Here is a 23,725-nt window from a genome sequence, read left to right on the forward strand (position 1 = left end):
CGATATGACCGCCACCCTCACCCGGCCACCGCTGACCGACAGTTCGGATTCGCTGCTGCGGTTCGTCATGCGCGCCGACGCCACCGTATGCGCCGCCACCGGACTGCTGGTGGCGGTGGCGGCCGATCCGCTGTCCCGGCTGTCCGGACTGTCGGCCGCCTCGGAGTGGATCGCCGGCGCGACCCTGGTGTGCTACGGCGCCATGCTCTATCTGCTGGCCGCCGCACCGGCGCTGCGGCGTATCGGGATCGGCGTCGTCACCGCCAACCTCCTCGTCGCGGCCGGGACGCTTGCCGTACTGATCGCGGGCGTCCTGCCGCTCACCACCGCGGGCGTCGTGATGACACTGGCCGTCGTCCTGTGCACGCTCGGCTGCGCGTGGTGGCAGTACCTCGGAGTGCGCCGTCTGGCGTGACTCCCTCCGACCCGGTGCGGGGTCGTCCCGCTAGAGGTTGGCGTGATGCCCCCGCACCGGCTTCTCCTCACCCCCCAACAGGAAGGAATGTTCGATGACCACTTTCACCGCCCCCACCACCCGGGCCAGGGATGGGCTGGTCCGCTTCGCGATGCGCCTGGACGCGGTGCTCGTCGGGATCACCGGCATCCCGTTCGTCGCCGCCGCAGACTGGCTGTCCTCGCTGACCGGGGTCCCGGTCGCCGTCGAGTACGGCCTCGGTGTGTTCTTCCTCGCCTACGGCGTGGTCGTGTACTGGCTCGCGGGCCGGGATCGGGTGCGCCCCGGTGCGATCGCCACCATCACCGCCAACGCGCTGTTCACCGTCGGCTTCGTGGGACTGGCCGAGGCCGGCATCTGGCCGCTGAGCACCTGGGGTTACGCCCTGCTGTTCGGGGGCGCGCTGTACACCGCGGTGATCGGCAGCGTGCAGTACGCCGGTCTTCGCCGGATCTGAACGCTCGCCGTTTCAGAGCTTGCGCAGCCGCAGCCGGTTGATCGAGTGATCGGAGTCCTTGCGCAGCACCAGGGTTGCCCGGGGCCGGGTCGGCAGGATGTTGTCGATCAGGTTGGGCCGGTTGATCGAATGCCAGATATCGCGGGCCGCGAACACCGCCTGCTCGTCGGTCAGCGTCGAGTAGTGGTGGAAATGGGAGGCCGGGTCGGCGAAGGCGCCGGCCCGCATCGACAGGAACCGGGAGATGTACCACTGCTCGATATCCTCGATGCGGGCGTCGACGTACAGCGAGAAGTCGAACAGGTCCGAGACCATGAGTGCCGGCCCGGTCTGCAGCACGTTGAGGCCCTCCAGGATGAGGATGTCTGGCTGGCGGATCAGCTGCTGTTCGCCGGGCACGATGTCGTACAGCAGGTGCGAATACACCGGGGCGCAGGCCACCTCCGCCCCGGATTTGACCGCGGTGACGAAGCGCATCAGCGCTCTGCGGTCGTAGCTCTCCGGAAAGCCCTTGCGATGCATCATGTTCCGGCGTGCGAGCTCTGCGTTCGGGTACAGGAAGCCGTCGGTGGTCACCAGGTCGACCCGAGGATGGTTCTCCCACCGGGCCAGCAGCGCCTTGAGCACGCGGGCGGTGGTGGACTTCCCGACGGCGACGCTGCCGGCCACTCCGATGACGAAGGGCACCGGGTTCTCCGGTGTCTGCTCGCCGAGGAACTCGGCGGTGGCGGCGAAGAGCAACTGATGCGCGGCGACCTGCAGGTGGATCAACCGGGCCAACGGCAGGTAGACCTCTTCCACCTCAAGCAGGTCGATCTGCTCACCCAGGCCGCGCAGGCTGCGCAGTTCCGCTTCGGACAACGCAAGGGGGGTGGCCATACGCAATGCGCGCCACTGGGCTCTGTCGAACTCCACATATGGGCTCGGCTCACTCGGCCGCGGCATGCGGTCAGTCTTGCATCTACGGTTGACGTCATGGACGCCGGCACGGATTCAGAGGCCCTGATTCGCGAGTATCTCCTTCTCGGTCTGCGCTTCGACCGGGTCGAGGAGGGCTATGTGGACTCCTTCACCGGCGATCCGCAGCTGCGCCGCCAGGTGGCCGATGAGGCCACTCCCGATCCGGCCGACCTGGCCCGACAGGCGCAGCGACTGCTCGGCCAGGTGCCCGGAAGCGGCCTGGACGGTCCCCGCGCGGACTATCTGTCGGCACATCTGAAGGCGTTGGCGTGCGCGGGACGCAAGTTCGCCGGCGAGGGGGTGGGCTTCGTCGAGGAGGTGCGCGAGTACTTCGACGTCGACATCGTCAAGGGCGATCCGCAGCGCTACCGCGATGCGCACCGCCGGCTCGACGAGGTGGTCGGCGGCACCGGCTCGCTGGCCGAACGGATGCACGCCTACCGCAGCGCCGAGGAGATCCCGCCGGCACGCCTGGAGGAGGCCATCCACGCGTTCTCCTCGGCGCTACGGGACAAGGTGCGCGCCACCTATCCGCTGCCCGAAGCCGAGACCATCACCTACGAGGTGGTCACCGACAAGCCCTGGTCGGGATTCAACTACTACCTCGGCGACTACAAGTCGACCGTCGCCGTCAACGCCGACCTCAAACAGCAGATGTCGAATCTGCCGCGGCTGGTGGCCCACGAGTCCTATCCCGGCCACCACACCGAGCACTGCCGCAAAGAGGCCGGTCTGGTGGCCCGCGACGGTCACGCCGAGCAGACCATCTTCCTGGTCAACACCCCGCAGTGCCTGATGGCCGAGGGCCTCGCCGACCTGGCGCTCTATGCGGTCGTCGGCGACGGGGCGAGCGGAGCGACGGGAAATGGGCAGGGCTGGGGTCCATGGGCCGCCGAGATCTATGCCGACCTCGGGTTGCGCTTCGACGGGGAGCGGGCCGCCGCCATCTCCGAGGCCTCCGCCGCGCTGGCCGATGTGCGTCAGGACGCGGCGCTGATGCTGCACGACGAGCACCGCGACGTCGACGAGGTGGTGGCCTACCTGTCCACCTGGCTGCTGACCTCGGAGACCCGGGCCCGGCAGATGCTGAAGTTCCTGTCTTCGCCGCTGTGGCGGGCCTACACCAGCACCTACGTCGAGGGGTACCGGCTGCTGCGTGGCTGGCTGGACGCCCGCCCGGCCGAGGTGTCGCTCACCGAGCGGTTCGGCCGGCTGCTGGACGAACCGCTGATCCCGTCCGCGCTGCGGGCCGCCTAGCGGCAGGTTCGGCGCGGTGAAACCGCGTCGTGGTGGGGCGATAGGCTGGTGGTCATGACTGCAGATTCGACCGTCAGCGCGCTCGGCGCCGACTACGCCGCCACCGCCAGCGAGGCCTACCGGTCCGCCTTGCAGGTCATCGAGCAGGTCGAGCCCCGGGTCGCCGCCGCCACCCGTAAAGAACTTGCCGATCAACGGGATTCGCTGAAGCTGATCGCCAGCGAGAATTACGCCTCCCCGGCCGTGCTGCTGACCATGGGTACCTGGTTCTCCGACAAGTACGCCGAAGGCACCGTCGGGCACCGCTTCTACGCCGCCTGCCAGAACGTCGACACCGTCGAGGCGCTGGCCGCCGAGCACGCGCGTGAACTGTTCGGCGCCCCCTACGCCTACGCGCAGCCGCATTCCGGTATCGACGCCAACCTGGTGGCATTCTGGGCCATCCTGGCCACCCGGATCGAGGCCCCCGCCCTGGCCGAGCTGGGCGCCAAGCACGTCAACGACCTGTCCGAGGCGGACTGGGAGACGCTGCGCAACAAGCTGGGCAACCAGCGCCTGCTGGGCATGTCGCTGGACACCGGTGGGCACCTGACCCACGGCTTCCGACCCAACATCTCGGGCAAGATGTTCCACCAGCGCAGCTACGGCACCGATCCCGAGACCGGTCTGATCGATTACGCCGCCGTCGCCGCCGCGGCCCGCGAGTTCAAGCCGCTCATCCTGGTGGCCGGCTACTCGGCGTACCCGCGCCGGGTGAACTTCGCCAAGATGCGTGAGATCGCCGACGAGGTGGGCGCCACCCTCATGGTCGACATGGCCCATTTCGCCGGACTGGTCGCGGGCAAGGTGTTCACCGGTGACGAGGATCCGGTGCCGCACGCGCACGTCACCACCACCACCACGCACAAGTCGCTGCGCGGCCCCCGTGGCGGCCTGGTGCTGGCCACCGAGGAATACGCCCCCGCCGTCGACAAGGGCTGCCCGATGGTGCTCGGCGGTCCGCTGAGCCACGTCATGGCGGCCAAGGCCGTGGCGCTGGCCGAGGCCCGTCAGCCGGCGTTCCGCGAGTACGCGCAGCGCATCGCCGACAACGCCAAATCCCTGGCCGACGGTTTCCTCACCCGCGGCGCACGGCTGGTGACGGGCGGCACCGACAACCATCTGGTGCTGCTCGACGTCACCTCGTTCGGGCTGACCGGCCGCCAGGCCGAGTCCGCACTGCTGGATGCCGGCATCGTCACCAACCGCAACTCCATCCCGAACGATCCGAACGGCGCCTGGTACTCCAGCGGCATCCGGTTCGGCACTCCGGCACTGACCACCCGCGGCTTCGGCGGCGAGGACTTCGACCGGGTCGCCGAGTTGGTGGTCGAGGTGTTGAAGAACACCGCCGTCGAAGGCACCTCCAAAGCCAAGTACAAGCTGGCCGAGGGCACCGCCGACCGGGTGAAGGCCGCCTCAGCCGAGCTGCTGGCCGCCAACCCGCTCTACCCGGGCCTGACGCTCTGAGCCTCGGAGAGCGACACGCAGCGGGCAATTTCGAGAAACATGTGTATGAGGGTTACAGTTATCTCATGGCACAGAAAACGCCTCCGGTTGCTAATGCGCTGACCCTCGAGCTGGAGCCTGTCGTCGCGGAGAACCTCACCCGCCATCTGGCGACCGAGGAGCCCTGGTACGGACACGACTACGTGCCGTTCGACCAGGGCGAGAACTTCGCCTTCCTCGGCGGCAAGGACTGGGACCCGTCCGACGTGACGCTGCCCAAGCCGGTCACGGATGCCCTTGAGATCCTGCTCATCACCAAGGACAACCTCGCCGCGCACCACCGCGAAATCGTCGAGCACTTCATCCTGGACCAGAAGTGGGGTCGCTGGATCGGTCGCTGGACGGCCGAGGAGCACCTGCACGCGATCGCGCTGCGCAACTACCTCGTCGTCACCCGTGAGGTCGACCCGGCGGCCAATGAGGACGTCCGCGTCGAACACGTGATGAAGGGGTACCGCGCAGACAAGCTGACCCAGATCGAGACGCTGGTGAATATCGCGTTCTTCGAGCAGTCGAACGCGGTGTTCTGCCGCAACCTGGAAGCTCAGATCACCGATCCCACGCTGAAGGGCCTGGTCGGCAAGATCGCGACCGACGAAGAGCGGCACGCGGTGTTCTTCTCCAACCTGGTCGCCCATGTGGCGACCACCGCACGCGCGGAGACCGTGGCGGCTGTCGTGTCCCGAGCGGCCGAACTCGGTGTGGTCGGTAGCGATATCGATGCCTATGCCGACAAGGTGGCCTCGGTGGCGTCGGCGGGCATCTTCGACCAGGCCGCGCTGGCGGCCGTCGTCGCTGATCGGATCGCCGCGTGGGGACTGGCCGAAGAACCAGAGTTACGAGAGTTCACGTCCGCGTAACCTGTTGTGCCGGTTGACCCGGCGCGCCTGACGCGCGCACCGTGCGGACCGGGAGTAGCGTCGCAAGGGATGGCTAGCAACTTGCTTTGCTGTCCGGGCGGTACCGATCGTTTCGACAAGAACGGGACCGGCCCCGGTCCTGGTACCGCAGCGCCCGCCGAACTGCCTTCGCGGGGCCGCGCGGGCTTAGGAGCGCCTCGTGACTGATTCTCAGATCCGGACCTATGTGCTCGACACTTCCGTGTTGCTGTCCGATCCTTGGGCGTGCACACGGTTCGCCGAGCACGAAGTAGTGGTCCCGCTCGTGGTCATCAGTGAATTGGAAGGCAAACGGCACCACCATGAACTCGGTTGGTTCGCCCGACAAGCCTTGCGCTTGTTCGACGACCTACGCCTGGAACATGGCCGGCTGGATCAGCCGATCCCGGTGGGTACCCACGGTGGGCGTCTGCACATCGAGCTCAACCACAGCGATCCGACGGTGCTTCCGGTCGGTTTCCGCACCGACACCAACGACGCGCGCATCCTGACCTGTGCGGCCAACCTGGCCGCCGAGGGCAAGAACGTCACCCTGGTGAGCAAGGACATCCCGCTGCGGGTCAAGGCCGGCGCGGTGGGCCTGACCGCCGACGAGTACCACGCCCAGGACGTCATCACCTCCGGCTGGACCGGGATGTCCGAGCTGGACGTGGCCGCCGAGGAGATCGACACACTGTTCGCCGATGGTGAGCTGGACCTGGCGGCGGCACGGGATCTTCCGTGCCACACCGGAATTCGGCTGCTGGGCGGCAGCTCGTCGGCGCTGGGACGGGTGAACGCCGACAAGCGCGTGCAGCTGGTGCGCGGTGACCGCGAAGTGTTCGGCCTCCGGGGAAGGTCAGCCGAACAACGCGTCGCCCTCGATCTGCTGCTGGATGAGTCGGTGGGAATCGTGTCCCTGGGCGGCAAGGCGGGCACCGGTAAGTCGGCGCTGGCGCTGTGTGCGGGCCTGGAAGCGGTGCTCGAGCGCCGCACCCAGCGCAAGGTCGTGGTCTTCCGTCCGCTCTACGCCGTCGGCGGCCAGGACCTGGGCTATCTGCCGGGCAGTGAGAGCGAGAAGATGGGGCCGTGGGCCCAGGCCGTCTTCGACACCCTGGAAGGATTGGCCAGCCCCGCGGTGCTCGAAGAGGTGCTCAGCCGCGGAATGCTGGAAGTGTTGCCGCTCACCCACATTCGTGGCCGCTCGCTGCACGATTCGTTCGTCATCGTCGACGAGGCGCAGTCGCTGGAGCGCAACGTGCTGCTCACGGTGCTGTCCCGGTTGGGCGCGGGTTCGCGGGTGGTGCTCACCCACGACGTCGCCCAGCGCGACAACCTGCGGGTCGGCCGGCATGACGGTGTGGCCGCGGTGATCGAGAAGCTCAAGGGTCACCCGCTGTTCGCGCACATCACCCTGATGCGCAGCGAGCGGTCACCGATTGCCGCGCTGGTCACCGAGATGCTGGAGGAGATCAGCCCCGAGGCGCTGCCCTGACCTGAGTGATTTCGGCGCGCTCACGCTCGCTCAGCGAGCGTGAGCGCGCCGAAATCGCCAGCCGGTAGGCTGCGTGGGTGTCACGACATGCCTGGCTGTGGACCGTCCTCGGGGTCGTGGCGGCTGTCGCGATCCTGATCGTCGGCAGCCTGTCCGGTCACATCCGCCGCGACGATCCCGATGCGGTGAACTGTGCCGAGGTCAAGTGCGTCGCGCTGACGTTCGACGACGGGCCCGGTCCCTATACCGACAGGTTGCTCAAGATCCTGCAGGACACCGATTCCAAGGCGACGTTCTTCCTGATCGGCAACAAGGTCGCGGCCAACCCCGCCGGCGCCAAGCGCATCGCCGAGGCGGGTATGGAGATCGGCAGTCACACGTGGGAACACCCCAACATGACGGCGATCCCGCCGCAGGCGATTCCCACCCAACTCAGCAAGGCCAGCGCCGCCATCGAGGCGGCGACGGGGCAGCGGCCGAAACTGCTGCGCACCGCCGGCGGCTTGATCAACGACGCCGTGCTGGCCGAGGCGGCCAAACAAGGGCTGGCCGACATCAACTGGGATGTCATCCCGTTCGACTGGTTCAACGACGCCAACATCGCGGCCACCCGCTACATGCTCATGACGCAGATCAAACCCAATTCGGTGGTCCTGTTCCACGACACCTATTCCTCCACAGTCGATCTGGTGTACCAGTTCATCCCGGTGCTCAAGGCCAACGGCTACCACCTGGTCACGGTCAGTCACATGCTCGGGGAACGGCAGCCGGGAACCAGCTATGGCAGTCGAGAAAACGGCGCCCCCGCAAACGATCTCACCGATATCCCGCCAGCCGAGATACCCGCGTTGCCGCCCACGCCGTCACCGCCGCCGATGCCGAACTTTCCCATCACCGATATCCCCGGGGCCAACTCCGGCGGCCCCAACAACGGAGCCTGACGGCCTGAGCCGGTGATGTTTAGCCACCCGGGCAGGGCGGCTACCCGAGTCGTGGAGAGCGTGAATCCCCACAACGGAGGAGAACAACATGGCCAGCCCCGTGCAGCGGTTCGTCGGCGCGACCGCGTACGACGTGACCGGTCACCGGATCGGCAAGATCGGCCAGATATTCGTCGACGCGTACACCCACCAACCGAAGTGGGTGACGGTCAATCGCGGACTGTTCGGGCTTTCGTCGTCCTTCGTCCCGCTCGCCGGCGCGCATTGTGACCGCAACGCCGTGACGGTGGCCGTCGACAAGGACAGCGTCAAGCAGGCGCCGAATCCGCGCGCGCGTGAGGGCATCACCCCCGAAGAGGAACACGAGCTGGCCCGGCACTACCACTTGCCCGCGGCACCGCCGCCCGCGCCGGCGCCTCCGGAGCGGTCGACCGGCAGGCACAGTGCGGGTATCGACATCGCGACGGCCGCGGCCGGGATCGGCGGTACCGCCATCAACACCGCCGCCCACGGCATCCACGACACACCGCCGAAGGAATAGCGCGCAGGGGGTCCTTGGCGTCCCCGTCGCTTCGCTCGCCCGCGATTTGATTCCCCGTCGCTTCGCTCGCCCTGTTACCCCTAGGATTCCGCGGTATGCACACCGGCACCGCGCTCGCCCTCACCGTGCTGGTGTTGATCTACGCCGTCATCTCCGGTCTGGTCAACAAGTGGTACCTGGCACCGGCGCTGGTGTTCGTGATCATGGGAATGATGCTCGGGCCGTTCGGACTCGACGTGGTCGCCGCGGATGACAGCCACACCTTCACGACGCTGGCACAGCTGGCCCTGACCGTCATCCTGTTCAACCAGGCGGCCTCGCTCGATCTGGTGCGGGCGGTGCGCCGTGGCCATGCCACCTTCCGGCTGCTGGTGGTCGGGATCCCCCTGGCACTTCTACTGGGCACGGTGACCGCGCTCGTGCTGCTGCCTGTGCTGCCGCTGTGGGAGGCGGTGTGTCTGGCGGCCGTCGTGGCGCCGACGGAGGTCGCGCTTATCGACGCCCTCTTGGAGGACCACCGCATTCCAGAGCGGGTGCGGCACGCGCTGTCGGTGGAGAGCGGCTGCTATGACGGGTTCGCGCTCGCGGCGGCGCTCGCCGCCCTGGCGCTGGCATCGGAGCACTCCGACGGCGATCTCGGACGCTGGGGCTGGTTCCTGGTGCACACCGAGTTGTTCGCGGTGCTGGTGGGTGCGGTCATCGGACTGGTCGGCGGGGTGGTGGTCGCCGCGTCATGGCGGCGGGGCTGGATGAACGACACCTGGGCACAATTGGCCACGCTGGCATTGGCGCTGGTGTGCTTCGGAGTGGCGGAACGAATCCACGCCAGCGGATTCGTCGCAGCTTTCGTGGGCGGGCTGGGCTTCGCCGCAATCGCGCGCCATGCGGACACCTCGGTACCCACCCAGGTGTCCAATGCCGCCGGTCAGGTGCTCGAGCTCGTCGTGTTCGCCATCTTCGGCGGCTACGCGATATTCACGGGCTGGCGCGAGATCGATTGGCGCACCGTGCTGTTCTGTGTGGCCGCACTGGCGCTGGTGCGGCCGGTCGCGGTCCAGCTCGCCCTGCTCGGCACCGATGTGCCGATGCGCAGCCGGTGGTTCATCGGTTGGTTCGGTCCGCGCGGGATCGGCACGCTGGTACTCGGTCTGCTGGTACTCGGCCACGGCAGCATCCAGAACACCTCGGTCATCACCGAAGCGGTGGTGATCACCGTGACGCTGAGCCTGCTGCTGCACAGCCTGACGGCCTGGCCGGGTATCCGATTCGTCGCGCCCGACCGGCTGGCGACACCCTGATCTAGTGAACCCGGTAGGGCTCCTCGATCAGATGAGTCGAGATGGACGCAGTCAGGTTCTTCGGCCGGAGTAGCGAATCCTCGCGTGAGATTCGGTCGGCGGGTGGTGTGGGTTGCCAACGGCGGCAGGTCTTGTCGATACCTATCGGATAGACGGTGATTCCGTCCTCGCTCACGTGCATACGCAAGAAGTTCTTGTACCCGGTATGCCGGAAAGCGGAAAAGGCCTCAGTCTTGTTCCAACCGGCGCTGAGGAACACCGCACAGAGAAAGAACGCGAAGATGACAGACCCCACGATCGAACCCAGGATGAACATCAACACGCCGCCGCACAGTGGCTCGGCCAGGGCCTGAATCGAGGTCTGCCCTGACTGCTGCGTTCGGGGAAGGCGGGGAAGAACGGTCCCGAGAATGAGTGTGGCCAGCCACGCTTGAGCCAGGAGGTGACAGAGGGTCTGCAGCAGGCCGACCACGCACCGTGCGATGCGTGCCGCCCACACCCCGTACCGCTTCGGGATGACATAGAACCCGGCGATGGCACCGAACAGCAGCAGGATCAGGATGGGGCTGGGCCCGGTGACGAAGGTGAGCAGGACTTCGGCGAAACCGGGCGGTGCACCGTCCAGGGACATGGTCCGGGTCGCGGAGGTGAGCCGCGTGTTGGTCGCGGCGAACAACAACAGATAGAACAGCCCGGGAATTGGCATGAACGTCCAATTGCGCACGGGCAGTGCGAGCGTCCGCAAGGACAGGCGCCGGGAGGTGGGCTCGCTGGGGTAGCGCGTCCGGAGAGTGAACTGCTCGGTGGCCGATACCGGGTCGGCGGATGTCGTGCGCCGGGGTATGTCGAGCTGTCCGTCCAACGTGTGGGTCGCCGACAGGAACGCTCCGCCACCGCCCGCGGTGATCTTCATCCGGTGTGCACCGTTCTCGTCCGGCACGTCGGCCTCGTACCGGGCGTAATGGTGGCTGTCACCGCTCAACATGAGCACCACGCGGACCTGTTCGGGCACCAAGGATTCGATCTTCTTCAGATTGCGATAGGAGGGCGGGTCGCTTCGGTAGACGGCGGGATCATCGGGCACGTCGATCCAGCTCGGTTTTGCGGTGCAGATGATCAGTCGGTCGTCTTCGGCCATCTCGGTCGCGGCGTGCCTGAAGTAGTCCAGCTGGACGGCATCGACATAGGCATCATTCTGAATATCTATACCCCACAGCCAGTTTCGCCCAGGAAGAAGCAGCGAGAAATAGCTGCGGCGCTGGATCAGCCTGCGCCCGCCGATCCAACCGTTCTGTGCGAACAGGCGCATGAATCCGGTCAAGCCGTCATACCAGTCGTGGTTGCCCGGAATCGCGAGCATCACCGGGTTGGTGGTGTGCACCGGGGTCAGCTCATCCTGGGTGGGCGCGGCGGCCGCGGGGCGGGTCTTCGGCTGGGTCCAGGGCAGCGCCGCGGTCATCGGGCCTTCGAATCGGTCGTGGTACTCCATCGGCGTCGCATACGGGTACACCTCGTCGCCACCGAATATCACCAGATCGGCTCGCGGCAGTGGGCTTTTCGCCCCCTCGGGATGAATGCTGTGCTGCGCCATGCACCACGCCACGGAGTACGTCGGGTCGAAGCCGTCGCCGGTGTCGGCGACGAAGTCGATCCAGATCCCGTCGGCTCCTGGGTCGATCTCGTGGACGACGCTGGGGAGTGCGCTCTGCAGCTCTCGCTTGTCCAGGTAGTCACCGAAGGCCGCGGCGAGGAGCACCTTGGCGGCCGAACGGGCGAGTGTCGGGGGACTGAACCACTTGACTGCCGCGCGTCTCCGGAAGCCGAGATCGTCGTCGGCTCGACCTGTCGCGGAGTTGGTGAGGTTGGGGACCATCATCGTGCTCCTCGTCCGGGTCGGCCCGCCGCGGATGGTTCGCCGATCGCAGAACTCGACGGAGCGTGGTCACGGCGCGCATCGCCGAGGTGCTCGATGGTAAGCCGATATTCCGTTGTTCGGAGCGACAATTGACCGATGTCGGTCGATCAGCCGACACCCGATGTCGGTTGGTGTCGGATGTGGCCCGCCCCGCCCGAGGGCCGGCAAGCCGGCGCTGGCCGGGATGCCGTCCTCGGGTGAGGTGGGCGCGTCACAAGGACTACTCGCCTGGCTTGACCTTCGCCATCGCCAGCACGTCGAGGCGCTTGTCCAGTTCGGCCTCGGAGAGCTTGTCGCCGATCAGGCCGCGGTCGATCACCGTCTGGCGAATCGTCTTGCGTTCCTTCAGGGCTTCCTTGGCGACCTTGGCCGCTTCTTCGTAACCGATCGCGGAGTTCAGCGGCGTCACGATGGACGGCGAGGACTCCGCGAGCTCGCGCAGGTGCGCCTCGTTGGCCACCAGGCCGTCAATGCACTTGGTGGCGAACAGCTTCGACACGTTGGACAGCAGGGTGAACGACTCCAGCACGTTGCGCGCCATCATCGGGATGTAGACGTTCAGCTCGAAGGCGCCGGACAGGCCGCCCACCGTGACGGCCGCATCGTTACCGATGACCTGCGCGGCCACCTGGGTAACCGCCTCGGGCAGAACCGGATTCACCTTGCCCGGCATGATCGAGCTGCCCGGCTGCAGATCCGGCAGCTGGATCTCGCCCAGTCCGGTCAGCGGGCCGGAGCCCATCCAGCGCACATCGTTGGCGATCTTGGTCAGCGACGCCGCGATGGTCTTGAGCGCGCCGGACGCCTCGACCAGCCCGTCGCGGGCGGCCTGAGCTTCGAAAGAGTCCTTGGCGGTGCGCAGTTCGGCGATACCGGTCTGGGCCACCAGCACCTCGACCACCTTGGCGCCGAAACCGTCGGGGGCGTTGAGGCCGGTGCCGACGGCGGTACCACCGATGGCCAGCTCACCCAGGCGGGGCAGTGTCGCCTTGACCCGTTCGATCCCGGCCTCGATCTGGCGGGCGTAGCCGCCGAACTCCTGGCCCAGGGTGACCGGCACCGCATCCATCAGGTGGGTGCGGCCGGACTTCACCACGGTGCGCCACTGCTTGGCCTTCACCGCGAGCGACTCGTGCAGGATCTCCAGCGCCGGGATCAGGTGGCGCACAGCAGCTTCGGTGGCCGCGATATGCGTGGCGGTGGGGAAGGTGTCGTTGGAGCTCTGCGACATGTTCACATCGTCGTTGGGGTGCACCGTCACCGGCGGGTTGAAGCCGGCCGCAATGGACGCGATGACCTCGTTGGCGTTCATGTTGGAGCTGGTGCCCGAACCGGTCTGGAACACGTCGATGGGGAACTGGTCGTCGTGCAGGCCGTCGGCGATCTCACCGGCGGCGGCGATGATCGCGTCGGCCTTCTCCGGCGCCAGCAGGCCCAGGTCCTTGTTCACCTGCGCGCAGGCGCCTTTCAGCAGACCCAGGGCGCGGATCTGCGTGCGCTCCAGACCGCGGAAGGAGATCGGGAAGTTCTCCACTGCTCGCTGGGTCTGGGCCCGCCACAGGGCATTGATCGGCACCCGGACCTCGCCCATGGTGTCGTGCTCGATGCGGTACTCAGGCTCGCCGGCTTTCTTTTCGACAACGCTGTCGGTCATCTGTGTCCTTTTCTCGATGAAGGAGGGGTCAGGGGAGCGGATGTGCTGCGGACAGGTCCCCGGTGAAGTCCACCGCGGAGTATTCGTTGAGCTTGGACAGGCGGTGGTAGGCCTCGATCATCCGGACCGTGCCGGACTTCGACCGCATCACGATGGACTGCGTGGTCGCGCCGCCGCCGGAGTACTGAACGCCCTTGAGCAGGTCACCGTCGGTGACGCCGGTGGCCGAGAAGAACACGTTCTCGCCGGAGACCAGATCCTCGGTGTGCAGCACCCGGTCCAGGTCGTAACCCCGGTCGATCGCCTTCTGGCGCTCGTCGTCGTCGGTCGGGGCCAGCCGGGCCTGGATCGCGCCGCCCATACAGCGGATGGCCGCGGCGGCGATGATGCCCTCGGGGGTGCCACCGATGCCGACCAGCAGATCGGTACCCGACCCGGGGCGGCAGGCGGCGATGGCGCCGGCGACGTCACCGTCGGAGATCAGCCGGATCCGGGCGCCCGCCGCGCGTACGTCGGCCATCAGCTGCGTGTGCCGCGGCCGGTCCAGGATGCAGACGGTCAGGTCGGCGACGCTGGACTTCTTCACCTTGGCGACGCGCTTGATGTTCTCCGCGATGGGGGCGGTGATATCGATGACGTCGGCGGCGTCCGGGCCGACGGCGATCTTGTGCATGTAGAACACCGCGGACGGGTCGAACATGGCGCCCCGCTCGGCCACCGCGAGCACCGAGATGGCATTCGGCATGCCCTTGCTCATCAGCGTGGTGCCGTCCACCGGGTCGACGGCGAAATCGCACTCCGGACCGTCGCCGTTGCCGACCTCTTCGCCGTTGTAGAGCATCGGGGCGTTGTCCTTCTCGCCCTCGCCGATCACCACCACACCCCGCATCGAGACGGAGTTCACCAGTTCGCGCATGGCGTCGACGGCAGCGCCGTCGCCACCTTCTTTGTCGCCACGCCCCACCCAGCGGCCGGCGGCCATCGCCCCGGCTTCGGTGACACGGACCAGTTCCAGTGCGAGGTTACGGTCGGGGGCTTCCCGGCGCGATGGCGTCATGGGGCAAATTGTCCCATTAGCGGCTCCCAGTTTGGGAACTGGGATACTGGCAGACATGAGTGCCCCGCAGGAACCGGAAGCCGACACGCCGATCGTCGTGCCGGTGCCTGCGCCCGCCAAGAACCGGCTGCTGCAGGACGGCCGCGATATGTTCTGGTCGATGGCCCCGTTGGTGCTGGCCTGCGTGGTGTTGGCGGGGGTCTTGGGCATGTGCTCGTTCCAGCCCAGCGGCCCCGGCGCGGGGCCCGCGCCCAACTATGACGCGCCGGCGGCCTTGGCGGCCGACGCCGCGGCGCTGAAGATCCCCATCCGGCTACCCGCCCTCCCGCCGGGCTGGACTGCGAACTCCGGAGGACGCGGCGGGATCGACGGCGGCCGCGTCGATCCGGCGACGGGCCAGAAGGCCCGCGCGGTCAGCTCGCGGGTGGGCTACCTGACGCCCGCCGGGATGTACCTGTCGCTGACCCAGAGCAATGCCGACGAAGACGCCCTCATCTCCTCGCTCGACACCGACCTGGTACCCACCGGCACCCAGGATGTGGACGGCGTGAAATGGGTGGTCTACGAGGCCGGCGAGGGTGAGCCCGCGTGGACGACGCGGCTGCCCGGGGTGACACGCGCGGGCCGCGAGACCGGGGCCACGCAACTGGCGATCACCGGGTCGGCTGACAACGACGAGTTCCGGGTGCTGGCGAAGGCGGTACAGAGCGCTGCGCCGCTGCCGATCTAGTCGTCCGAGGTCGCCGGTGAAGCCGCCGGAACGGCGGGCTCGGTCCGGCGACGCGTGGCCGCCCGGGCGTGCGCGATCAGCCGGGTGAGAAGTCCGGGTGGCTTGGGCTCGGCATCATCCTCGGTGTCGACGTCCATCGGCACACCCTGATAGACCCACAGGTAGACGCTGATCGTGGTGACGATGACGATCATCAGCACGGGTCCGATGACGATGCCGAGGAAGCCGAACATGGTGATGCCGGCGAAGACCGACAGCAGCATCAGTGCGGAGTCCAGCCGGGCTTCCTTGGGCACCAGGATCGGGCGCAGCACATTGTCGATATTGGTCACCACCAACAGGTGGAAGGCGACGACGAAGATGCCACCCCCGACATTGCCGAACAACGCCATGCCGATCCCGAACGGGATGGTCACGATCCCGCCGCCGAGAGGGATGACCGACAGAGCGGACAACAGGATCGCGAAGATGAAGAACCCGTCGTGGAACCCGGCGATGTAGATCGAGATGGCACCGGCCACCCCCTGGGCCACGGCGATGACGAACTGGCCCTGGACGGTGCCACGGACCATGGCCGCCATCTTGGCCAGGTACAGATCGGTGACCTCCTCGCCCAGCGGGTTGAGCCGGCCGATGAGCACGCGCAGCTCATGGCCTTTGACCAGAATCGAAATGAAGACGTAGAGAAAGATGACGGCGGCGGTCAGACCCCCGAACAGGCCGCCCGCGGCGCCCTGCAAGAACTCCAGACCCCACTGGCCGGCCCGCTGCGCGAAGCTGACCACCCATTTCTGCAGGGACTCCGCGGTGATGTTCGTGCTCTGCAGGAACGGCAGCCGGTCCAGCAGTTCGTTGACCGCCCGCAGTGATCGGTCACCGAGCGAGCTCAGATCGGTCTTGCCCACCCAGTCGGCGACGCTGCGGACCATGATGCTGATCTGCACCACCCCGATGGCGACGGCCCCGGCGATCGGCACGATCACGATGGCCAGCGCGGCGAGCAAGGTGAAGGTGGCGGACAGGCCGGTGCCGAACCTCTTGTGCAGACGCTGGTAGATCGGATCGAACAGGTAGGCCACCACCGCGGCCACCACGATCAGGATGAAATAGCCACGCAGGAAGTACGCGCCGAAGGCGATCGCGGCGACCGTCGCGATCGCCAGCGCCCGCCTCTGACTGAGGGTGAACTCGGTTTCCACAGCGGCTATTTCACAGGACTGATCACTGGGCCGCGAGTTTCATGATGTGACCGAGCAGATCCGGGTAGCGCTTCATGTGGGATCCGCCGTTGAGATCGAGCACCTCGCCGGTGAGCCAGGAGGCCTTGGTGAGGAACACGACGGCCTCGGCGATGTCCTCGGGGGTGCCGGCCCGGCCCAGCGGGGTGTTCTCCACGTATTCCTCGACGACGCCCGGCACCAGCGCCGCACCTTCGGTGAGCGGGGTGTGCACGAAGCCGGGCGCGACGGCATTCACCCGGATGCCGCGCGGTGCCAATTCCAGCGCGGCGACTTGGGTCAGCATCGAGAGTCCAGCCTTGGCCGCGCAGTAGGCGCTCATCCCGGCCGCCGGCTGGCGGCCGTTGAGCGACGAGATCGACACGAGTGAGCCACCGTCGGCCAGGTGCCGGCCGGCATGCTTGGCGACGATGAACGACCCGGTGAGGCAACAGTCGATGACCGCCCGGAAGTCTTCGGCCGGCATGTCCACGATGAGCCCGATATTGGAGAATCCGGCGCAGTTCACCACCGCGTGCACACCCGCATTCTGCGCGAAAAGTGTTGCGATGGAAGCTTCGTCGGTGACATCGGCGCCCGTGCCGGTGTGCGGCGCCCCGAGTTCGTCGGCGCGGGACCGCGCGCCCTCGGCGTTGCGGTCGGCGATGACGACGCGATACCCCTCGGCGGCCAGCGCCTGGGCCGACGCCCAGCCGATCCCGGAAGCTCCGCCGACGACGATCGCTACCTTCTCCGTCGCCGCGCTCACGCCTGACTCCCGTCCGGGCGAGGATCGCCCCATTTGGCTTTGATCGCCTGCCACGGGTCGGCATAGCGTTGACCGGTGCCGTAATACGCCGTTCGGCGTTGCAGGACCTGCTTGGCCAGCGGTGCGACCAACCGCAGCAGCGGACGTTTGATACCGGCGTTCTCGGCCGTTTCGATCAGCATCTGCGGCCACGAATGACGTTGGAAATCAAGAACTTCCTGGGACCGGGTGGTGTCCATCCAGTCGGTGTTGAACCAGCCGGCGTCATCGTGGGGATCACCTTTGAGGCCGGTGGGCAGTCCGCCGACCAATCCCAGCGCGGCGGCCATGGCGGGTGCCACGTCGCCCTGCGGGAGTCGGTGGGTGTTGTCGTCGCCGCCGATCAACAGGGTCTCGCCGACGGCGTCGGCGGTGGTGGCGGCGGCGAACGCCCGTGCCACATCCCGGACGTCGACGGTCTGCAGGCGCCCGTCGGTGGGCAGCATGCCCTCGAAGTAGAAGTTGTCCATCTTCATGTAGGAGCCCGGATTGACGGTGAGCACCCCGCCGAGCCGCAGGATGACCCAGTCCAGCGCCGAGGACCGCACCAGGGCTTCGGCCTTGACCTTGTGGTCGCCGTAGATATCGGCGGGGTTGACCGGGGTATCGGCGGTGAGTACGCCCGAGACGGTGTGCGGATTGCGTGACCCGTACACCGCGATGCTGGACGCGAGAACGAAACGTGCTGGGGTAGGCAACTTCTCGGCCGCGGCCACCAGGCTTGCGGTGGCGCCGACGTTGACCTTCTCGGCCAGTCCGCGGCGCTGGTAGATGAACGGCGGGATGACGGCGGCCAGGTGGATGATTGCCGACGGCGCGATATCGGCGACCAGGGCGCCGACGGCGGACGGATCGGTCAGGTCGGCCCAGCGCACGGTGACACCGACCGGCAGGGCCGCGGCCGCCTTCTGGTTACCGGGCGTATCGAGGTCGGTCGCGACCACCCGACGGCCGTCCGCGGCGAGGCGGTGCACGGTGGCGGACCCGACAAGTCCGAAAGCGCCGGTTACCAGCACGGTATCGGTCATAGGCCCTCCATCGGGGGAACAAGAACGTGTTCCAACCCTAGCGAATGGGCGCTGTTGGGCTCACTGCATCCGTAGATCCAACCGGGCTGGGCGGCGCACCAGCACGCTGGGTAGCCATTCGGGATCCTCGGGCGCCGCCAGCCAGGTCGTCCGGTCCAGGAGCTGCCGGAGCACGATGCGAGCCTCCAGCCGGGCCAGTGCCGCGCCGACGCAGAAATGCAGGCCCTTCCCGAACGACAGGTGCGAGGGGGCGCCGGCGCGGCCGAGCCGGAATTCCTGCGGAGCGTCGAACCGATCCGGGTCGCGATTGGCCGCACCCCACAGCAGCAGGAGATGAGCGCCCGCCGGCAGCTCGGTACCGGCAAGGGTCGTGTCGGTCATGACGTGGCGGTAGTGCCCCCGAAACGGTGATTCGTAGCGCAGCACCTCTTCGATGAAGGCCGGTATCGATGTCGGGTCACTGCGCACCAGGCGCTGCACCTCGGGCCGGGTGCCCAGCAGCCACGCCGCGCTGCCCAACAGGGAGGCGGTCGATTCCGCCCCCGCGGAAACCAGTTGGATCAGGATGACCGCGGCTGCTGAGGTATCCACATCGCCGGCGGCACATGCGAGTGCCAATTGGCCCATCAGGTCATCGGCCGGTGAGGCGGCTGCGCGGGTGAACCGGTCGATCAGGTAGCCGCCGAGCTCCATGGCCGCGATCCCGGCGGCGCTCAGCTGGTCCTCGTCGACCAGTCCGTCCATGAGTTCGGTACTGGCGTAGGCGCGGTGCACCAGCTGGTCGACATCGTCGCGGGGCAGGCCGAGCAGATGTGCGACCACCATCATGGGAAGCCGGTTGGCCACGGCGGACATCCAGTCCCCCTCGGTGCCGGTCCACAGTTCGTCGAAGATCTCGGCGATCACCGGTTCCAGTGCCCGCAGGTGTTTGACGGCAAGTTTCACCAGCACCGGCTTGCGGTGTGCGGCGTGTGACGGTTCGTCGGCGGTGGCCAATACGTGCACCGGGTCGCCGGGATTGCCCATCGCGAAGGGCGTCACGGTGCCGTCGGGCCGATAGATCATGGTCGCGGTGAGATTCGAGGAGAAGTCACCGGTTCGGCCCGTGGCTTCGAGGACCGCGTCCCAGGTCGAAGCGAGGAAGAAGTCGCTGTCGCCGACCCGCTGCACGGGTCGTGCCCGCAGCCGGTCGTAGAGCGGATACGGGTCGTGTAGCGCATCGAGTGCGAAGAATTCTTGGGCCGCAACCATTTTCCCAGGCTCGGGCCTGCGTGAGGTGGCGTCAACGGGGCGCGGCGAAGTTGATACGGGCAGCTGAGCGCAGCCGATCGCGGCGTCGCACAGCGGTGATCTGACCTGCATCCATTTGTGAGAAGACACTGTCAATTCGTCTCAAACTGAGATAAACAAGGATCCATGTCGCCGCGACGTGAGGACTGGCTGGTGGGTGGTGATCGCCGCGCGGCGGCAGCCGACCGGATCTACGCCGCGGCCGCCGACATGATGGGCCGTCGCGGATTCGCCGATATCGATATCGACGCGCTGGCGGCGGCGGTGCACTGTTCGCGCGCCACGGTGTACCGGCATGCGGGCACCAAAGCGCAGATTCGCGAGGCTGTCCTGGTCCGGTCCGCGCAGCGGATCGTCGCGACGGTACGCGCGGCGGTGATCGATCGCACCGGCGCGGATCGGGTGCTGACGGCCATCGCCGTGGCTCTTCGCGAGATTCGTGCGGACCCGCTGGCCGCTACGGTGGTCGGGACGCCGGGGTCCCGCTCACTCACCTCATCGGATGCGGTGATGCGTTTCGCCGCCGAGTTCGCCGGTGTCGCCGAGGATGACGCGGAGGCCGCGGGCTGGATAGTCCGGGTGGTGCTGGCGTTGTTGTTCTGGCCGGCCGGCGACCAGGCTGCCGAGCAGCGACTGCTTGAGCGGTTCATCGCACCGGGTTTCAATTAGGGCGTGCCCAGATTCCCCAGCGCTTGATGCAACGAAAGCCGATATGGCTCATGCCGGTATCGATCTGCTGGGGTCGTCGCGCGGCGGGCCGGTACCGCATGCAGTAGCTGTCGGCGCACAGGAAGGATCCGCCTTTGATGACCCGGCGTGCGATCTGGAACTGTGGTTCGTGGGGATCGTAGCTGTCGGCCGCGCAGCATGGGGTGCCGGCGCGATCAGGGCCGTAGAAGTCGGCGGTCCATTCCCAGACATTGCCGGCCATATCGAACAGCCCGTAGTCATTGGGCGGGAAGCTCCCCACCGGCTGGGTGGTGCCGTAGCCGGTTTCGGGGAGGTAGGGGAACTCGCCGTGCCAGTAGTTGGCCAGCCGCTGCCCGGGCCGTTCGGGTTCGTCACCCCAGGTGTACGTCGCGCCAGAGAGACCGCCGCGCGCGGCGGTCTCCCATTGCGCCTCGGTGGGCAGCGTCAGTCCGGCCCAGTCGGCGTAGGTCTGGGCGTCCTCGAAAGCGATGTGCACCACCGGGTGCCGGTCCCGGCCCGCCAATGTGGACCGCGGCCCCCGCGGATGGTTCCAGCAGGCTCCGGGCGTCCACAGCCACCACTGGCTGAGGTGGCGGAGGTCGACGGGCCCGGCAGTGCGCCTGAACACCAGGGAACCCGGCACCAGATTCTCCGCCGGGGCCCCGGGGAAGTCAGCCGGGTCCACCGGGCGTTCGGCGACGGTGACATAGCCGGTGTCGGCCACGAACTCTGCGTACTGCGCATTGGTCACCTGATGGGGCTGGATCCAGAACCCGTCCGTGCTGACCTCGTGTGCGGGTCCTTCTTCGGGCTCGTGATCGTTCGAGCCGAGCACCGCCGTCTGCGGCGGAATCCACACCAGGTCATCAGGCAAAGACGTGCGCCCAGTCGTTCTGGATGCTGGCCACCGTCCAGCTCTCGGTCTCGGCCAGATCCAGCGCCTTCTCCGCACCAGCGATGTAGTCGAATTCACGCTCGGCATCGTCGTGCCGGACCAGCAGCCGGAAACCATTGGTGTACTGCAGCATTTCGATGTCACCGTTGGAATTGCCCGCGGCAAAGATGGGCCGCCGCCCGATCCGGTCCCAGATCCGCACCGGCTTTACCGGGCCGTCGTTGAGGAATTCCGGCTGCCCGGTCGTCACCAGGCTGCCGCCGGTGAACGTGACGCCCACCGAGCTACCCACCACACGCTCGGGTGGGATCCCGTACAGGGCGGTGGTCACCGGCCGCATGAAATCGCGTCCGCCACCGGAGACGATGTAGCAGGTGAACCCGTTCGCCTCCAGATACCTCAACAACTCGACCATCGGGGCGTACCCGCACGCGGTGTATGGCCGCCCCAGTGTGGGGTGTGAGGCCTCGGCGAAGAACGCCGAGACGCGCGCCGCGTGCTCCTCTACCGTCAGTCCCTGATAAGCCGAAAGGAGACCCCCGGCAAGAACTTTGAGATCGGAATCGTCGCCGTTGTAGTGCTTGGTGACGGCCTCGCCGAACCAACCGAGATCGCCGGCGGCTGCCGCCGCATACGGTTGCCTCGCCGCCAGCGCCGGATCGGCGGCCGCTTGCACGGCCAGTCGACGGACCAGGAAGTCCAGCTGGATGTACGCGGGCTTCTCCACCCAGAGGGTGCCGTCGTTGTCGAACACCGCGACGCGGTCCTCGGGCGGCAGGGTCACGGCGTGCGCCACGAAGTCGACGATCGCCGACTTCGTGGGACCGTCGTTCCAGGACGGCAGGCTCATCCGCCGCGGTTGGCCAGGAACTTCTCCAGTTCCTCGACCGCGTTGTTGATCGTGAACGACGCCGGCTCCTGCCGTGGCGGGAACTCCTTGAACGTCTCAAGGAACCGGTTGACCAGCGCCGAGCCGTAGAACATCAGATACAGCCGGTCTATCACCCAGTCCCAGTAGGTATTCGAGGTGACATCGGCGTGTTCGAACGGATCGGTGCGCAGGTTGAACAACTTGGGTGCGCGCAGCTTGGTGAACGGTTCGAACCACAGCTGGAGCGTGCCCTGGCAGCGCTGCTCCATGAAGACGATCTTCCAGTTGTCGAACCGGATGCCGAGCACATCGCCGTCATCGGAGAAGTAGATCAGACCGCGCCGCGGGCTCTCGTCGACCTCACCGGTCAGATACGGCAGCAGGTTGTAGCCGTCGATGTGCACCTTGAAGGTCTCGTCCCCAGCGGTATGCCCCGACTTGAGCTTGTCGACGATGTCCGGGTCACCCGCGGCCGCCAGGAAGGTGGGCAGCCAGTCATGATGCTGCACAATCTCATTCGAGACCGACCCGGCCTTGATCTTTCCGGGCCAGCGGATCAGTTCGGGGATCCGGAAGGCGCCCTCCCAGTTGGTGGCCTTCTCGCTGCGGAATGGGGTGGTGGCGCCGTCCGGCCAGCTGTTGGCGTGCGGACCGTTGTCCGTGGAGTAGATGACGATGGTGTCCTCGGTGAGGCCCAACTCGTCGAGCAGGTCCAGCAGCGTGCCCACGTTGCGGTCGTGATCGATCATCGTGTCGTGATACGGAGACTGCCAGCGCCCGGCCTGACCGCGGCTCTCCGGTTTGGTGTGCGTCCGGAAGTGCATGTGCGTCATGTTCATCCAGACGAAGAACGGGGTGTCCGCGGCGTGCTGGCGTTTGATGAAGTCGGCGCATGCCTCGGTGGTCTCGTCGTCGATGGTCTCCATCCGGAGTGCGCTCAGCGGACCGGTGTCCTCGATGCGCTGTTTGCCCACCGGGCCGTATCGTTCGTCGACCTCGCCGCTGTCCTCTTCGGTGGCCCAGGAGTGGATGACACCGCGCGGCAGCAGGGCCTTGCGCAGCATCGGGGCCTCCTCGGCGGTGGGGTAGTCCTCGTGCTCGGGCTCCTCCTCCGCGTTGAGGTGGTACAGGTTGCCGAAGAACTCGTCGAAGCCGTGGGCGGTGGGCAGGAACTTGTTGAGATCGCCCAGATGGTTCTTGCCGAACTGGCCGGTGGCGTAGCCGAGCGGTTTGAGCAGTTCGGCAATCGTCGGATCCTCCTTCTGCAGGCCGATGTCCACGCCGGGCATACCGACCTTGCTCATCCCGGTGCGGTAGACGCTCTGTCCGGTGATGAACGACGAGCGTCCGGCCGTGCAGCTCTGCTCCCCGTAGGAGTCGGTGAACAGCATGCCCTCGTCGGCGATCCGGTCGATATTGGGCGTGAAGTAACCCATCATTCCCCGGCTGTAGCAGCTGAGGTTGGAGATCCCGATATCGTCACCCCAGATCACGAGGATGTTCGGCTTTCCGTCGGGCATGACGCGACTCCTTCGCTTGGCGACCTGCGGTCGATGCTAGGGGATCTCGCCGCGCAATCGAGGGTTTCGGCAGCTTTGGCGCTCCGTTACGGAGCCTCTCCGGCGCCGGTGAATCATGTTGCACAGCAACGTATTGCACGTATCGCGACGGTAGTGTGCGCCGTTTGCTAGGGTGGAGTCATCGTAGGTTCCTCGCGCGCCGCCCTCTCGGCTCCCGTCTG

Annotated in this window: 22 protein-coding genes; 11 read left to right on the forward strand and 11 right to left on the reverse strand. The window is 67.0% G+C overall.

Annotated features, from left to right (window positions below):
• The first annotated feature begins 4 nt into the window (after positions 1 to 4).
• Together H7J86_RS25815 and H7J86_RS25820 are read left to right on the forward strand one after the other, a co-directional pair.
• Positions 5 to 415 carry a hypothetical protein gene (locus tag H7J86_RS25815; protein ID WP_267294471.1) on the forward strand — a complete coding sequence of 137 codons (411 nt, stop codon included), beginning with the start codon at positions 5 to 7 and terminating at the stop codon, positions 413 to 415.
• A gap of 94 nt (positions 416 to 509) precedes the next feature.
• Complete coding sequence (locus H7J86_RS25820; RefSeq protein WP_267294417.1) at positions 510 to 911, forward strand: hypothetical protein; 402 nt, start codon at positions 510 to 512, stop codon at positions 909 to 911.
• 12 nt (positions 912 to 923) lie between these two features.
• On the opposite strand, the gene coaA is transcribed toward H7J86_RS25820, so the two are convergent.
• On the reverse strand, positions 924 to 1,856 hold the full coding sequence (coaA, locus tag H7J86_RS25825) for a type I pantothenate kinase (protein ID WP_090362660.1): 933 nt from the start codon (positions 1,854 to 1,856) through the stop codon (positions 924 to 926).
• A gap of 30 nt (positions 1,857 to 1,886) precedes the next feature.
• Here coaA and H7J86_RS25830 point away from each other — a divergent pair, with 30 nt between their 5' ends.
• The 7 genes from H7J86_RS25830 (at position 1,887) to H7J86_RS25860 (ending at position 9,829) form a co-directional block, all read left to right on the forward strand.
• On the forward strand, positions 1,887 to 3,128 hold the full coding sequence (locus H7J86_RS25830; protein ID WP_267294419.1) for a DUF885 domain-containing protein: 1,242 nt from the start codon (positions 1,887 to 1,889) through the stop codon (positions 3,126 to 3,128).
• A gap of 54 nt (positions 3,129 to 3,182) precedes the next feature.
• The gene (locus tag H7J86_RS25835; protein ID WP_267294421.1) at positions 3,183 to 4,637 is read left to right on the forward strand and encodes a glycine hydroxymethyltransferase; all 1,455 of its coding nucleotides are present in this window, start codon (positions 3,183 to 3,185) and stop codon (positions 4,635 to 4,637) included.
• A gap of 65 nt (positions 4,638 to 4,702) precedes the next feature.
• Entirely contained in the window at positions 4,703 to 5,536 is an 834-nt protein-coding gene (locus tag H7J86_RS25840; RefSeq protein ID WP_267294423.1) for an acyl-ACP desaturase, read from the forward strand.
• Positions 5,537 to 5,735: 199 nt separating this feature from the next.
• Positions 5,736 to 7,049: an RNA 5'-3' helicase PhoH2 gene (phoH2, locus tag H7J86_RS25845; RefSeq protein WP_090362668.1), complete on the forward strand. Its 1,314-nt coding sequence runs from the start codon at positions 5,736 to 5,738 to the stop codon at positions 7,047 to 7,049.
• Positions 7,050 to 7,126: 77 nt separating this feature from the next.
• Positions 7,127 to 7,990 (forward strand): polysaccharide deacetylase family protein, encoded by an 864-nt coding sequence (locus H7J86_RS25850; protein WP_090362672.1) that lies wholly within the window; start codon positions 7,127 to 7,129, stop codon positions 7,988 to 7,990.
• Between the two features lie 88 nt (positions 7,991 to 8,078).
• Positions 8,079 to 8,531: a PRC-barrel domain-containing protein gene (locus H7J86_RS25855; RefSeq protein ID WP_090362675.1), complete on the forward strand. Its 453-nt coding sequence runs from the start codon at positions 8,079 to 8,081 to the stop codon at positions 8,529 to 8,531.
• A gap of 95 nt (positions 8,532 to 8,626) precedes the next feature.
• Complete coding sequence (locus H7J86_RS25860) at positions 8,627 to 9,829, forward strand: cation:proton antiporter domain-containing protein (RefSeq protein WP_090362677.1); 1,203 nt, start codon at positions 8,627 to 8,629, stop codon at positions 9,827 to 9,829.
• Between the two features lies 1 nt (position 9,830).
• Here the strand turns inward: H7J86_RS25860 and H7J86_RS25865 are convergent, their stop codons facing one another.
• The 3 genes from H7J86_RS25865 to glpX all read right to left on the reverse strand — a co-directional run bounded on the left by H7J86_RS25865 (position 9,831) and on the right by glpX (position 14,455).
• The gene (locus H7J86_RS25865) at positions 9,831 to 11,705 is read right to left on the reverse strand and encodes a metallophosphoesterase (protein ID WP_267294425.1); all 1,875 of its coding nucleotides are present in this window, start codon (positions 11,703 to 11,705) and stop codon (positions 9,831 to 9,833) included.
• Positions 11,706 to 11,964: 259 nt separating this feature from the next.
• Positions 11,965 to 13,398, reverse strand: a complete 1,434-nt coding sequence (locus H7J86_RS25870; RefSeq protein WP_090362683.1) for a class II fumarate hydratase — start codon at positions 13,396 to 13,398, stop codon at positions 11,965 to 11,967.
• A 28-nt stretch (positions 13,399 to 13,426) separates the two neighbouring features.
• Positions 13,427 to 14,455: a class II fructose-bisphosphatase gene (gene glpX, locus H7J86_RS25875; protein ID WP_090362685.1), complete on the reverse strand. Its 1,029-nt coding sequence runs from the start codon at positions 14,453 to 14,455 to the stop codon at positions 13,427 to 13,429.
• 55 nt (positions 14,456 to 14,510) lie between these two features.
• Here glpX and H7J86_RS25880 point away from each other — a divergent pair, with 55 nt between their 5' ends.
• Positions 14,511 to 15,185 (forward strand): DUF4245 domain-containing protein, encoded by a 675-nt coding sequence (locus H7J86_RS25880; RefSeq protein WP_267294427.1) that lies wholly within the window; start codon positions 14,511 to 14,513, stop codon positions 15,183 to 15,185.
• Here the strand turns inward: H7J86_RS25880 and H7J86_RS25885 are convergent.
• The 4 genes from H7J86_RS25885 to H7J86_RS25900 are packed head-to-tail and all read right to left on the reverse strand — an operon-like array spanning position 15,182 to position 19,489.
• Complete coding sequence (locus H7J86_RS25885; RefSeq protein ID WP_267294429.1) at positions 15,182 to 16,384, reverse strand: AI-2E family transporter; 1,203 nt, start codon at positions 16,382 to 16,384, stop codon at positions 15,182 to 15,184. The two genes, H7J86_RS25880 and H7J86_RS25885, sit on opposite strands and share 4 nt — an antisense overlap.
• Positions 16,385 to 16,406: 22 nt before the next feature.
• Positions 16,407 to 17,171: an SDR family NAD(P)-dependent oxidoreductase gene (locus H7J86_RS25890; protein WP_222622189.1), complete on the reverse strand. Its 765-nt coding sequence runs from the start codon at positions 17,169 to 17,171 to the stop codon at positions 16,407 to 16,409.
• Positions 17,168 to 18,238 carry an NAD-dependent epimerase/dehydratase family protein gene (locus tag H7J86_RS25895; RefSeq protein ID WP_187096683.1) on the reverse strand — a complete coding sequence of 357 codons (1,071 nt, stop codon included), beginning with the start codon at positions 18,236 to 18,238 and terminating at the stop codon, positions 17,168 to 17,170. The genes H7J86_RS25890 and H7J86_RS25895 overlap by 4 nt, the downstream gene beginning before the upstream one ends.
• A 60-nt stretch (positions 18,239 to 18,298) precedes the next feature.
• Positions 18,299 to 19,489: a cytochrome P450 gene (locus H7J86_RS25900; protein WP_267294431.1), complete on the reverse strand. Its 1,191-nt coding sequence runs from the start codon at positions 19,487 to 19,489 to the stop codon at positions 18,299 to 18,301.
• Between the two features lie 165 nt (positions 19,490 to 19,654).
• Here H7J86_RS25900 and H7J86_RS25905 point away from each other — a divergent pair, with 165 nt between their 5' ends.
• A complete protein-coding gene (locus H7J86_RS25905; RefSeq protein ID WP_090362702.1) occupies positions 19,655 to 20,197 on the forward strand; it encodes a TetR/AcrR family transcriptional regulator in 543 nt (180 codons plus the stop codon).
• On the opposite strand, the gene H7J86_RS25910 is transcribed toward H7J86_RS25905, so the two are convergent.
• The 3 genes from H7J86_RS25910 to H7J86_RS25920 are packed head-to-tail and all read right to left on the reverse strand — an operon-like array spanning position 20,190 to position 23,504.
• Positions 20,190 to 21,092, reverse strand: a complete 903-nt coding sequence (locus H7J86_RS25910) for a formylglycine-generating enzyme family protein (RefSeq protein ID WP_267294433.1) — start codon at positions 21,090 to 21,092, stop codon at positions 20,190 to 20,192. The genes H7J86_RS25905 and H7J86_RS25910 overlap by 8 nt on opposite strands.
• A complete protein-coding gene (locus H7J86_RS25915; protein WP_267294435.1) occupies positions 21,085 to 21,963 on the reverse strand; it encodes an HAD family hydrolase in 879 nt (292 codons plus the stop codon). Before H7J86_RS25915 ends, H7J86_RS25910 begins: the two co-directional genes overlap by 8 nt.
• Complete coding sequence (locus tag H7J86_RS25920) at positions 21,960 to 23,504, reverse strand: arylsulfatase (RefSeq protein ID WP_267294436.1); 1,545 nt, start codon at positions 23,502 to 23,504, stop codon at positions 21,960 to 21,962. The genes H7J86_RS25915 and H7J86_RS25920 overlap by 4 nt, the downstream gene beginning before the upstream one ends.
• Positions 23,505 to 23,725 lie beyond the last annotated feature (221 nt).

The sequence above is a fragment of the Mycobacterium hackensackense genome, assembly GCF_025822555.1.
Classification (GTDB): domain Bacteria; phylum Actinomycetota; class Actinomycetes; order Mycobacteriales; family Mycobacteriaceae; genus Mycobacterium; species Mycobacterium fluoranthenivorans.